The organism is Liquorilactobacillus satsumensis DSM 16230 = JCM 12392 (assembly GCF_001435195.1).
GTDB classification, from domain to species: Bacteria; Bacillota; Bacilli; order Lactobacillales; family Lactobacillaceae; genus Liquorilactobacillus; species Liquorilactobacillus satsumensis.
Genome location: NZ_AZFQ01000054.1, coordinates 26361 through 38965, shown reverse-complemented (window position 1 = coordinate 38965; position 12605 = coordinate 26361). Strand labels below are relative to the sequence as shown.

General features: G+C 42.1%; 11 protein-coding genes. 4 read left to right on the top strand and 7 right to left on the bottom strand.

The features are described 5' to 3' along the window. Window positions 1-722: 722 nt before the first annotated feature. From FD50_RS11090 to pxpB, 7 genes are read right to left on the bottom strand one after another with little or no spacing between them, the layout of a single operon-like run. The gene (locus FD50_RS11090; RefSeq protein ID WP_056961745.1) at window positions 723-1967 is read right to left on the bottom strand and encodes an NRAMP family divalent metal transporter; all 1245 of its coding nucleotides are present in this window, start codon (window positions 1965-1967) and stop codon (window positions 723-725) included. A 30-nt stretch (window positions 1968-1997) separates the two neighbouring features. Then, a complete protein-coding gene (locus tag FD50_RS11085; protein WP_056961743.1) occupies window positions 1998-2753 on the bottom strand; it encodes a LamB/YcsF family protein in 756 nt (251 codons plus the stop codon). A gap of 12 nt (window positions 2754-2765) precedes the next feature. Then, entirely contained in the window at window positions 2766-3560 is a 795-nt protein-coding gene (locus FD50_RS11080; protein WP_056961742.1) for a putative hydro-lyase, read from the bottom strand. Window positions 3561-3586: 26 nt separating this feature from the next. After that, complete coding sequence (locus FD50_RS11075) at window positions 3587-4903, bottom strand: acetyl-CoA carboxylase biotin carboxylase subunit (RefSeq protein ID WP_054757986.1); 1317 nt, start codon at window positions 4901-4903, stop codon at window positions 3587-3589. A gap of 9 nt (window positions 4904-4912) precedes the next feature. Further along, window positions 4913-5338, bottom strand: a complete 426-nt coding sequence (gene accB, locus FD50_RS11070) for an acetyl-CoA carboxylase biotin carboxyl carrier protein (RefSeq protein ID WP_056961740.1) — start codon at window positions 5336-5338, stop codon at window positions 4913-4915. A gap of 15 nt (window positions 5339-5353) precedes the next feature. Then, window positions 5354-6376: a 5-oxoprolinase subunit C family protein gene (locus FD50_RS11065; protein ID WP_054757988.1), complete on the bottom strand. Its 1023-nt coding sequence runs from the start codon at window positions 6374-6376 to the stop codon at window positions 5354-5356. 3 nt (window positions 6377-6379) lie between these two features. After that, entirely contained in the window at window positions 6380-7117 is a 738-nt protein-coding gene (gene pxpB, locus FD50_RS11060; RefSeq protein ID WP_056961738.1) for a 5-oxoprolinase subunit PxpB, read from the bottom strand. 423 nt (window positions 7118-7540) lie between these two features. On the opposite strand from pxpB, the gene FD50_RS11055 reads away from it, so the two are divergent. The 4 genes from FD50_RS11055 to FD50_RS12965 form a co-directional block, all read left to right on the top strand. Continuing rightward, window positions 7541-8443 carry a LysR family transcriptional regulator gene (locus FD50_RS11055; protein WP_056961868.1) on the top strand — a complete coding sequence of 301 codons (903 nt, stop codon included), beginning with the start codon at window positions 7541-7543 and terminating at the stop codon, window positions 8441-8443. A gap of 34 nt (window positions 8444-8477) precedes the next feature. Then, on the top strand, window positions 8478-9368 hold the full coding sequence (locus FD50_RS11050; protein WP_056961736.1) for an ABC transporter ATP-binding protein: 891 nt from the start codon (window positions 8478-8480) through the stop codon (window positions 9366-9368). Next, a complete protein-coding gene (locus FD50_RS11045) occupies window positions 9365-10591 on the top strand; it encodes an ABC transporter permease (RefSeq protein WP_235803470.1) in 1227 nt (408 codons plus the stop codon). Before FD50_RS11050 ends, FD50_RS11045 begins: the two co-directional genes overlap by 4 nt. Window positions 10592-11384: 793 nt before the next feature. Then, a partial coding sequence (locus FD50_RS12965; RefSeq protein WP_275453084.1) for a glycoside hydrolase family 70 protein occupies window positions 11385-12605 on the top strand: 1221 nt, incomplete at its 3' end.

Sequence of the window (12605 nt, the reverse complement as noted above, 5' to 3'; positions counted from 1 at the left end):
TATCCGGAATAAAAGAGGGGCTGTGACAAAATTTAACTTTTGTCACAGCCCCTTCTCTTTTTGCAATTTGGTGTTAGTGCTCAAAGTCTGACGGTGCTTGTCGGCACTTCTTCTTAACGTGCTCCACCCAGCAACCTCCTGTGCCTAAGCCTGCCTTACGCGTAACCAAGATCGGGTTACTTTGTAATTCAGGACTTAGTCCACGGCGGTTGAACGCAGGGTGTTGGCACTTCTTTTTAACGTGCTCCCAGCACCAGCCTTTTGCGCCTAACTACAAATTGCGCATAGTCAAAAACCGACTACTTTGCAATTTGGTGTTAGTGCTCAAAGTCTGACGGTGCTTGTCGGCACTTCTTCTTAACGTGCTCCACCCAGCAACCTCCTGTGCCTAAGCCTGCCTTACGCGTAACCAAGATCGGGTTACTTTGTAATTCAGGACTTAGTCCACGGCGGTTGAACGCAGGGTGTCGGCACTTCTTCTTAACATGCTCCATCCACCAGCCTTTTGCGCCTAACTACAAATTGCGCATAGTCAAAAACCGACTACTTTGCAATTTGCTGCTAGTGCTCAAAGTCTCCCGGTGCTTGTCGGCACTTCTTCTTAACGTGCTCCACCCAGCAACCTCCTGTGCCTAAGCCTGCCTTATGCGTAACCAAGATCGGGTTACTTTGTAATGCCAGACTTAGTCGACGGAGGCTAAACGCTGAGTGTCAACACTTCTTTAAAACAATCCAATAACCGTTTTAAGACTGGCATAAGCCATAAACAAAACAACCAACCAGCCGGAATAAGTCAACCATTTTGGATGCTTGTATGTGCCAATTATCTTGGCACTGCTGCCAGCAATTAATAGGATGGCTAGTGAGATAGGCAAGACAAAACCATTAGCAGCACCAACAAAAACTAAGACTTTAGCAGGATTGCCGATGAAATAGAAGATAACCGTCGAAACGATGATAAAGCTAAGAATGAGGACTTTTCGATATTTTGCAAAAGTGCCCTTTTGAGAACCGACAGCGTAGTCTAAAAATGAGGTAGATGTGAAAGTTGATCCTAGAATGGAGGTCATCCCCGCTGCAAAAAGCAAAATTCCGAAGAACTTATAGCCAAAGTTACCGGCTGCAATTTTAAAAATTGAAGCGGCCGGATTAGTCGGATCTAATTGATTACCAGCGACTACAACGGCCAGACCTGCTAGAAAGAGGAGTACGCGGATGACTGAAGCAATTCCAATCCCAGTCAAAGCCCCCTCATTGACATACTTGATATTTTGTTTGCCTCTTAGTCCGCCTTCAATTAAACGATGTCCACCAGAAAAAGAGATATAGCCGCCAACCGTTCCGCCGACGATTGTAACAATTGAATAAAAGTCAATTTTAGTCGGTAAAAAAGTGTGCTGAACAGCTTCGTGATAAGGAACCGCCATAATGAAAATAATATAAACTAGGATTGCCACTTTTACAAAAGCAAGGACTTGTACCGTTCGGTCCATAACAGTCAGCGCATTTTTAACAACAAAGATTAAGATTGCAAGTGCAGCAGCAATCACAGCGCCGTTTTCGGGAGAAATCCCAAAAAGAACATTGAGTCCAAGACCGGCACCCCCAACATTTCCAATGTTAAAAAAGAGGCCACCGAGTCCAACCAGAAATGAAAGAAAATAACCTAAACCAGGGAAAATGTCATTGGCAATGACTTGTGCCTTCTTACCACTAACAACGATGATTCGCCACACGTTCATTTGGACAATAATATCGAAGATAATACAAATTAAAATTGCAAAACCGAAGTTAGCTCCCATTTGACCTGTAAAAGTTGCAGTTTGAGTCAAAAAACCTGGACCAACAGCAGCCATCGCCATTAAAAATGCTGCACCCATGGCGACTCCGCGAGGATTGCGGGGAGTTGCACTCAGATCATCTAGTGGGGAAGTAATTTTGGAATCCTTAGTTGTTTTATTAGCCATAGTGTAGTCTCCTTCTCTTTTTTGCAGCCGCTATTTTTTAAAGGGCTGCAGTGAAATTCCGTGGGATAAAAGTGTCGTCTGTAAATGTGAAACGATTGCTAAGGCAGCTTGATTATCTCCATGAACACAAATAGTATCTGCTGCTAATGGAATTAAAGAACCATCCAAGGTGGTCACGGCTTTTTTTGTAACCATTTCAAGGACATGAGCTGCAACCTCAGCGGGTGAAGTGATCACTGCATGGGCCTTGTTGCGCGGAACCAGTGAACCATCCGCAAGATAGTTGCGATCACCAAAGGCTTCTTGGGCATAGGGCAATCCGGTAGCTTGAGCTGCTTTAACTAACTGACTGCCAGCTAAGGCATAAAGTGGCAAGGCAGGGTCAACGGCCTGGATACCATGGCAAATCGCAAGGGCTAATTCATAGTTGGCAGCGGCCATGTTATAGAGCGCACCATGAGGTTTGACGTGATGTAATTTACCAGCAGACGTGAAAGATTGCAGGGCACCTACTTGGTAAGTAACAAGGTGCTGCACAGTTAGCGGAGCGAGCTGCATTTTTCTTCTACCGAAACCTTGAAGGTCAGGATATCCGGGATGGGCACCGATTCCGACTCCTGCGCTCTCAGCACTTTTAACTGTTTGGGCCATCACATCCGGATCACCAGCATGATAGCCACACGCAATGTTGACTGAAGTCACAAGTTTAATGATTTCAGCATCTTTGCCTAAAGAGTAATGTCCAAAACTTTCACCAAGGTCGCTATTAAAATCGATTTTTAACATTTAACTCAACTCCTATTCATATTTTAAGGCTGTATTCTTGACATCAGTCACTAGCATATGTCCTGGAGCATGGGTGATCACGAACGCTGGTTTAGTATGCATGATGGCGTTTTGCGGAGTAACTCCGCATGGCCAAAAGACAGGGACTTCACCTGGATTAACTGTGACTGCATCACCATAATCCGGATGAGCGAGATCAGTAATTCCAAGTTTTGCTGGATCGCCGATTTGAATGGGGGCACCATGAACACGAGGCATTGAGGCAGTAATCTTAACAGCGGTCACCACCTGTGCTGCTGGCAGTGGTCGCATGCTGACAACCATATTGCCGGAAAAGCGGCCTGCTGGTTGCAATGCAATCTTTGTATTATACATTGGTACATTTACCCCTTCAGTAATGTGGCGCATTTCAATTCCCGCTGCAATTAAGTCTGCTTCAAAAGAGAAACTACAACCAATCAGGAAGCTGACAAGGTCATCACGCCAATATGCAGAGACATTGGTAACTTCCTGGGCTAATTTTCCATTGCGATAGATGCGGTAGCGAGGAAAATCGGCAGCAAGATCAACATCTTGTGCGAAAGTATGTAACTTTTTACTACCGCAGTCACTGACTTCAAGAATAGGACATGATTTAGGGTTACGCTGTGCAAATAGGAGAAAATCATAGGCAAGATCTTGGGGAACAATTACCAAATTTGCCTGAGTATAACCAGGAGCAAGTCCGCTGGTAGGAGCAGTATATTTACCTGCGCGAATCAAGTGGCGCAATTTTTGCGGGGATAACTGTGTGAGTGAGCTGTCCATTTAGAAAACCTCTCTTTCGCTTAATTTTAATTTGCGGTTAAGTGGTCAAGCCAATTAATATCGGTCGTATTAGCCAAAAATGCTGGTTCGGCGAGTAGTTGCATGAGAAAGTCCAAATTTGTCTGCGGGCCGGAGATGACAGTTTCGTCAAGCGCATTCAACATCATTTGGATCACCGTCTGCCTTTTTGGACCGAACGCAATAATCTTGGCAATCATTGAATCGTAGTTTGGAGGAACTTGATATCCTTGGTAAAGAGCGCTGTCAGTTCTAATGCCATAACCGGCCGGCAAATGCAGCGCCTGAATTTTGCCCGCAGTTCGTGCATTGATGCGGCATTCAAGTGCAAAACCCTGTGCAATTTTATGGTTGATTGTACTAGGTAATTTTTCCCCAGCAGCAATGCGTAATTGGAGAGTGACCAGATCGAGTCCGCTTGTCAGTTCTGTCACGGGATGTTCGACCTGAATTCTGGTGTTCATCTCCATGAAATAGAAGTGGTCTGGATCATCAAGCAAAAATTCCATTGTTCCAGCGCCAACATAACCGATTTCTTGAGCGGCTTTTACTGAAACAGCAAACATCTGTGCCCGAGTTGCCGGTTTAAGAATAGTTGCCGGCGCTTCCTCAATTACTTTTTGATGGTGCTGTTGCAGTGTACAGTCCCGTTCGCCTAAAGCGACTGCATTCCCGAATTTATCTGCAAAAACCTGAACTTCAATATGGCGTGGATGAGGGAGGTATTTTTCTAAGTACATATGATTGTCATTAAAGGCATGCAGGGCCTCATTTTGAGCGAGTGTAAAACTCTCTTTAAACTGGTCTTCATGTGAAATGATACGCATCCCTTTGCCACCACCGCCGGCACTTGCTTTTAACATGACTGGAAAGCCCAACGCAATTGCAGCCTGCAGCCCCTGTTGCTGATCATTAAATTCTGTTTTGCTACCAGGAACGACAGGTACTCCTGCTGCTTGCATCGTTTCTCGTGCTCGTGCTTTTTCTCCCATTAATGCAATCACATGTGCACTTGGTCCGATAAAGGTAAGGTTATGCTCCGCACATAATTGCGCAAAGACGGCATTTTCAGAGAGAAATCCATAACCGGGGTGAATTGCATCCGCGTTAGTCAATTTTGCTGCGGTGATAATCGCGTTCATGTTTAGATAACTCTGCTTGGGTGCTGCGGGGCCGATACAGCAAGCTTCATCAGCAAGCTGCACATGAAGAGCAGTACGATCAGCAGTCGAATAGACTGCGACTGTTTTCAAATTTAATTGCCGACAGGCGCGAATAACACGCACTGCAATCTCACCGCGATTTGCGATTAAAACTTTTTTCAAAAAAGCACCTCATTTCGCAATCACAAAGAGTTCTTGATCATATTCAACATTTGCCTCGTTTGTAACTAGAACTTTTGCAAGTGTTCCAGCACACGGAGCTTTTATTTCATTCATCATTTTCATCGCTTCGATAATTCCTAGGACTTGTCCCGTTTGTACCTGTGTCCCAACTTTGACAAAGGGCGATTCTGTGGGACTGGCAGCTGCATAGAACGTTCCGATGAAGGGGGCCTTGACTACTTGAGTAGTACTAGGTAGCTTAGGTGTCGGACCAGGCTTGGAAGTTGAAGTTTGAGCAGTGCTTGGTAACTGTGAAATTGAGGGAGCAGGCTTTTTTTCTAAAATAATGTGTTCGTGCTCGTTTTGAAGCTCCAAGCGGGTCAGTTGCGCCTCATTGAATAGTTTAGTTAATTTGGGTAATTCTGGGATTTTCATCAAAATTCAACTCCTTCACTGGTTTTGGATGATTAATTTTGTGATTTTGGGTGCAGCTTTTCGGGCTGGGCCTAGAGGCTGCTGATAGCGTAATTCTTTAAATTCAACTGCTAACTTTTTCAAAGAAGCACGTTGATTTTCAAGTGCCTGTGTCGCAGTTGCAAGGGTTACTTGCTTAAAATGAATCTTTTGTTCACTAGTGAGCTGGGTAAACATACTTAAGTCTGCAGCAATAATTGTTCCGATCACGGGATAGCCACCAGCAGTTTGGCGATCTGTCAATAAAACGATGGGTTCGCCTGCCCGGGTAATTTGGATATTGCCCAAGACAGTACCTTCAGAAAGCATGTTTTTGTTGGGAACTGGTAAGTTGTCACCTGCCAGACGATACCCCATGCGGTCGGCCTGTGGAGAAATATTAAAAAGTTTGGTAGTGAACGCCGCCTGCGCCTCGGTAGAAAAAAGCTGCCATTGTGGTCCCTGCATAAAACGAACATTGACCGTTTTATTTTGAGAAATAGCAGTCAAATTAGTCTGTCTAAATGCCAGGCTTGGCATTTGAAAACATTCATTGTGCGGAATAAGATCACCTTGTGCTAACTTGCGTCCGTGATAACCGCCTAGAGAAATTTTCACTGTAGTCGAGCGGCTTTGAAGAAGCGGTGCAGTTAAGATTCCTCCAGCTGCAAGTGCTAAATAGCCGAAACGACCGGCCGCCATTGGAGAAAAGCTGAGAATGTCACCACAATGAACGGCATAAGCTTTGCCACGACTCAGGTTTTTACCATTTAGGCAAGGGTTTGAGGCCCCACCTGTCACGGCAATAAAAGTATGACAATTAAATTTTATTTTGGGACCAAGGAGCATAAATTCAAGGGTAGCGGCAGTCACAGGATTGTTAACCAATAAATTGGCGAGCTGGTGTGCAAACAGATCTGTCGCCCCGGACACAGGAATTCCCTGTGCCTGGTATCCGCGACGACCGGTATCTTGCACAGTAGTTGCCAAGCCACCTGCGAGAATTTCAAACTGAGCCATCAGCTACGCCTCCTTTGTTTTTTTGATATTAAGGTGGTATTTTCCAGCCTGATCGACGGTTTTGATCCGTTCGTATTCTTGGCGATTAATGGCTTTAAATTGAATTCGGTCTCCAGGTTGGTATTTTGGAAGTGGGGCATGGGGATCATAAAGCTTTAAAGGCGTCCGTCCGATAATACGCCAGCCGGCAGGTGAGGCCACTGGGTACATTCCAGTTTGTTTTCCTGCAATTCCAACACTGCCAGCCGGGACCTCTGCTCGCGGTCGGTTGAGACGTGGCATTGCGATTTGATCAGGGACGAATCCCATGTAGGCAAAGCCCGGTAAAAAGCCCATCATATAGATAAAATAAGAATTTTGGGTGTGCATTTGAATTAATTGCGGGATCGAAAGCCCAGCAAAAGCTGCAACATCCTTAAGATCGGGACCAAATTCAGGGGTATAACACACCGGTAATTCGAGCACGCGCTCCTGAGTAACAGCAACTGCGTCTGTATAATTATGTAAGTAAACGGTTAATTTGGACCTGAATTGAGCCTCGGAGATGCGTTGAGTGTCGAAGTAGAGTGTTAACGTGTGATAAGCAGGAATTGCATCAAGTAAAGCAAACGTAGGGTCTGTTCGCAAATCCTTAGCGATCCTTTGAATCGTTTGATTTTCCGCAACATCAATTTTTTCAGGAAAGACAAGATTCATAGCTTGTTCACCGACTGCTACTAAGTTGTAAGGGTACATTAACATTCTGTCACCTCATTCGTACAAATTTATTTAGGACGCTCTTTGCAAATATTTTGCTATGATTAATAAAATACAATTAAAGAATAATTATTGAAAGGGGATTCTGAGAAAAGTTAAGAAACAGAGGATATGTGGCACAAAATATTTTTTAACAATTGAAAAAGCTGAATTGAGTTTTTAAAAAAAACCAAATATCATTTATATTAAAAAATAATGAGTGCTGTCACTAACTTTTAATTTAGAAAAATTATTAATGCAGAAGTCTTTCTAGATTGGAGTAACGCGGGTGTAAAACTTTTGAAAAAGGGTTAGCCATAAGGACTTTAGAATATTTTAAAACTAATTAATAACCACGGTTGTATCTAATAATAAGAATAATTTATAATAAATGGAGCACATTGATTCTAGGGGGAGGAAGTGGGCAGATTGAATACTAAAGATCTTGAATATTTTATCAACTTAACACAGCTGAAAAATTTCTCTAAAGTAGCACAAAAATTTGGGGTGAGTCAACCGACGATCACATTTGCATTGCAACGACTCGAAAATGAACTGAATGCAAAGTTAATTATTAGGCATCGGGCACAACGAAGACTTGTTATTACTGAAAGTGGACAGCAGTTACTTGAACATGCTACCGATATTATGCTGCATTATCAGTGGTTACAAAGAGAAATTCTTGCAGGTCACCAGAAAAAGCTTTCATTAGGATTACCGCCGATTATTGAAAATAATTATTTTCCACGAATTGCGAAGCGTTTGAAAGAACAGAAATTGTTGGATAAAATCCAAACGATGGAATATGGTTCTAAAACTACCTTGGAAGCTTTACAGACTGGGGAAGTAGATCTTGCATTATTGGGCTCAATTGATCCGCTCAGCAATGAGGAAATCATCACTGAGGAATTTGATCGGCAACCTTTTGTGATTTATGTGGCGCGCACGCATCCGCTAGCGCACCAAAAGACGGTTAGTTTTGCTGATTTGAAAGCTGAAGATTTTGTGCTATTTAAAGATGGTTTTGTTCATAATCAAGCTTTTAATTTATTAGCTAAACGGAGTCATTTTCGGCCACATGTTGTCTTTCGTTCCAATGGGATACATAGCTTGATTAATTTGATTGCCGATGGAGTCGGGATTGGATTTTTGACCGCTACAATTAAAACAAAGCGTTCAGACGTTGTTCGTCTTGAATTACGTGACCCGGATGCACCTTCTTTTGTCACGAATATCGCTTATCGCCGTTCGCACGTTTTTAATAAATTACAGCAGCAAATTTTGGATTCTATTAGAGAAACCTTGATTACGAATAAATATGATGGATGCTAAAGTTCATGCTAAATACGACTAAGGGGGGAGCTTAATGCTTGAAATTAAGGAACTACATAAAAGCTTTGGGGCTAAGAAGGTTCTAAAAGGGATCAGCTTCAAGGCCAACGCAGGGAAAATTACCGGTCTAATTGGGAAAAATGGTGCCGGGAAAACGACTATTTTCCATAGTATTTTGAATTTTGTCGAATCTGAGGGGGAGATTACCTTTGCAGATAAAAAAATCACGGCCAAAACGTATCAAGAGATTGGCTATTTACCAGAAGAAAGAAGTCTGATGCCCAAATTAACAGTTTTTGAACAAGTGCGGTTTTTAGCGAACTTGAAGGGGTTAACTAACCACGAGATCCGTAAAAGACTGGAAAAATGGCTGGTTAGGTTGCAGGTTAAAGGAAAAAGTGAAGACAAGATTAAAAGTCTTTCAAAGGGGAATCAACAAAAAGTTCAATTGATTTGTACGCTGATTCACGAGCCAAAGTTAATCATTCTAGATGAACCCTTCAGCGGGTTGGATCCAGTTAACACAGACTTGCTTAAGCATATTATTTTAGATGAAAAGAAGCGTGGAGCAGTTATTATCTTCTCAGACCATGATATGACCAATGTTGAAGAACTGTGTGATGATTTAGTGATGGTTAACGCGGGACAAGTTGTTTTGGATGGCGACATTCGTTTTATCCGAGAAAGTTTTGGTTTGACCCGCATTTTTGTAAAGACGGCTGTGCCCTTAGAAGAACTACAGCAGATGCCGCATGTAATTGAAGTCTCAGTGACCAAGCAGGGTAATTATCGACTGGTAATTGACGATGAAAAAAGTGGTGCTGCTATTTTTGATAAGGTAACTGGCGGAAGCTACGTGCAAACGTTTGATCAACAACCGCCAACGCTTAATGAAATTTTCAAACTGAAAGCAGGTGATGAATGATGAAGCAGATCGGAATTGTTGTTTTGGAGACATATCGGCGCCAAGTCAAATCATGGAGCTTTTTATTACTGGTACTTTCACCTTTTATTTTCTTGTTGCTTTCCTTTGGAGTTGGTTATCTAAGTGCAACTGCAACGAAAGGCAATGCTGAAAAAGTGGCAATTATTGCTGCTCCAAAACAACTGACGCAGCAATTGGTTGTTGATCAGAAAAACACAACAACAAGGTATCAAACTGTCGCGACTGCACAAAAAGCACTCTCAAATAAGGATCTCAAGGGTTATTTAGTGGTTAAAAAGACAGCTGGAAGATTGCAGGCAACATATCATGGGACAGAAAAGCTATCTCAGACGCAAAGTAGCCACTTTTTACAAGTTTTGGCAGCCTACCAGCAATCCTTAAATTTGCAGCAAGCCAAGTTGAATCAGCAACAATTGACAGCGTTGCAGACGACACCGCAGTTAAGACAAAAAGTTACACATGTAGATAAGAATAATGATGACGCCGTTAAATTAGTGTCGTTTATGCTGCTTTTATTTTTGATGTACTTTATCTTGCTTACTTATACAACAACCGTTGCACAAGATATTGCTTCGGAAAAGGGTACTAAAATTATGGAAGTGATTTTTTCTAGTATGCCCGCTAGAAATTATTTTTACGGTAAGATTTTGGGAACGTTGAGCGTAATTATAACGCACTTATTGATTTATGTTCTTGGGGGGATAGCTTTCTTCTTAATGGCTCCCCAGCTTGCAATTACCAAAAAAGTTTTCAACGAAAATCATGAGCTGATTACTAAAGTACTTGGCAATCTTGCAAATTTGAACCTGCTCTATGTTTTATTAGGGGTAATTATTTTTACGGTTTTGGCGGCACTTTGTGGATCACTGGTTGTGCGTCCAGAAGATACGTCAAAGGCCATTCAACCTGTAATGTATTTGGTAATGGTAGGATTCTTTGGGGCACTAACTTTAGGACAGACAGATGATAATCTAATCGTAAAAGTTGCTTCGTTCATTCCTTTCCTGTCATCCTTTTTTATGCCAATCAGGCTGATCAATGAGCACCCAGCCGGATGGCAAGTAGGATTGTCACTTTTGCTTTTATTAGCAAGTACGGTTGGTTTGAGTGTTTATGTGGGGAATCTTTATTCAGGGTTGATTTTGCAAACTGATGATGTTGGAATGCTCAAGAGCTTCCGCAGAGGGTTAAAGATTAAATAACTTGCGGCTAGTCGCATATCTGGGTCAAAATTCTCCGTCTAACTGCGCATTGCTCAGCGCAGAGAATGCGCACGGCTTGTAATTCTGCGTTAATATTCAAATTCTAGCGACGACTATCATACTCTCAATAAATTATTTTAGTTAAGTCAAAAAAGCAAGTCTGGTAAAAGCTTAACTGCTAAAACCTTTTACCCTAATTTATTAGGAAAGGCCAAACTGTTGGTTATTAAAAAGCTTTGCGGCTTAAGTTGAAATGACGAACTTAGTACTGAAGTAATTAGCGATAGTTTGTGATTGAAAGTTAAAAAAGATTGCCGAAGAATAAGTTTCAGTACTGTGTAATGAAGCAGGCTCGAACATTCCAGTATATAATTGCTCTGGTTTAGCGGTGAACGACGGATTGCTATGAGGAAGAATAAGGAAAACTAGGTTAAAATTTTAGCCTAGCTTTTTTTGTTAGGGAGCGTTTTGTAATTTATCGGCTGGGTTAATTACAATAGGATATGTTTCTGTAGGTTGTTCGCAATTTACATGAAAGATGGGGTAATAAAAGTATTTTGCAAATTTGATGATAGTTTTAGGCATTAACCAAGAAAACAAATGTGGTTATTTAAATAGTTCTTAAATATTTTTTATTATATGATTAGTTTTTTCATGATACCGGTAATTATGTTTTTAGATTGAATTGAAAGCAGGGAGAATCTATGCTAATTTATAGACGTGTGTTAAACGTTTAGCACATTTTGCAGAAATTTAACTATTTTTGTATACCATTGGGGGGCATATGAGGGATATGGCTAGATTAGATAAACGAAAACTTGTTTTAAACAAGCCTGAACGATACTTAGTGACGGCTGAGATTGCATTAGCACTTGGATTGGGGCTTAATTGTACTTTTGGGGCACATGTGCACGCTGATACAGTGATGACAACAAAACAGGTACAGGTTACTGAGAAAACAACCAGTGACAGCCCAGATTCCGCTGAAAAGACTGGGGTAACGACTGCAAGCACAAAGGACACGGTTCAATCTGGGACAGCAACCACGACACAGACACCTGAAACAACACAAACACCGAATACAGGGGCACAGCTAGGAGCTCCGTTAATCGAAAACACAACGCAAACAGCAGCAACAAGTTCCACACCAACAGCAACACCGAATACTGCAACGCAAACGCCAGCAACAAGTTCCACACCAACAGCAACACCGGATACCACAACGCAAACACCAGCAACAAGTTCCACACCAACAGCAACACCGGATACCACAACGCAAACACCAGCAACAAATTCCACACCAACAGCAACACCGGATACCACAACACAAACAGCAGCAACAAGTTCCACACCAACAGCAACATCGAGTACCGCAACACAAACAGCAGATTTGACAGTAACAACAGCATCATCTACCGGCGACACACATATTCAAACAATCGAAGGAAAAACCTACTTTGTGGGTGACGATGGAAAAGTTAAAAAAAATTTTACTGCAGTTGTTAATGGACAAGTGATGTATTTTGACAATGAGACAGGGGCACTGACTTCGAATGAAAAACAATATACGAACGGCCTTGTCAATATTGGAAATGAACATAATGCAGCATATTCAGCATCTGCGGACAACTTTACACAGGTAAACGGATATTTGACAGCTGAAAGTTGGTATCGCCCAAAAGATATTCTCAAAGGCGGGACGACTTGGACGGCTTCAACAGCAACCGACTTTAGACCATTGTTGATGACATGGTGGCCTGATAAAACAACACAATTGGCTTACTTGGAATACATGCAAAAAAATGGATTATTGGGAACTGACGTAAAGCTCGCTAGTAACGACAATCAGCAATTATTGACGGATGAAGCTTTCAAAGTCCAACAGAACATCGAAAGCAAAATCAGCTCTGTGGGCAGTACTGATTGGTTGAAGAATAGTATTACACAGTTTGTAGATGCACAGCCTAATTGGAATATTACAAGTGAGTCAAAAGGGACGGATCATCTGCAAGGT

Bases quoted from the DNA above. Each gene is read 5' to 3' on its own strand.
- pxpB (WP_056961738.1), bottom strand. From the start codon at position 7,117: ATGTTAATGTACCCTTACAACTTAGTAGCAGTCGGTGAACAAGCTATG.
- FD50_RS11045 (WP_235803470.1), top strand. From the start codon at position 9,365: ATGATGAAGCAGATCGGAATTGTTGTTTTGGAGACATATCGGCGCCAA.
- accB (WP_056961740.1), bottom strand. From the start codon at position 5,338: ATGAAAATCCCAGAATTACCCAAATTAACTAAACTATTCAATGAGGCG.
- FD50_RS11050 (WP_056961736.1), top strand. From the start codon at position 8,478: ATGCTTGAAATTAAGGAACTACATAAAAGCTTTGGGGCTAAGAAGGTT.
- FD50_RS11090 (WP_056961745.1), bottom strand. From the start codon at position 1,967: ATGGCTAATAAAACAACTAAGGATTCCAAAATTACTTCCCCACTAGAT.
- FD50_RS11080 (WP_056961742.1), bottom strand. From the start codon at position 3,560: ATGGACAGCTCACTCACACAGTTATCCCCGCAAAAATTGCGCCACTTG.
- FD50_RS11065 (WP_054757988.1), bottom strand. From the start codon at position 6,376: ATGGCTCAGTTTGAAATTCTCGCAGGTGGCTTGGCAACTACTGTGCAA.
- FD50_RS11085 (WP_056961743.1), bottom strand. From the start codon at position 2,753: ATGTTAAAAATCGATTTTAATAGCGACCTTGGTGAAAGTTTTGGACAT.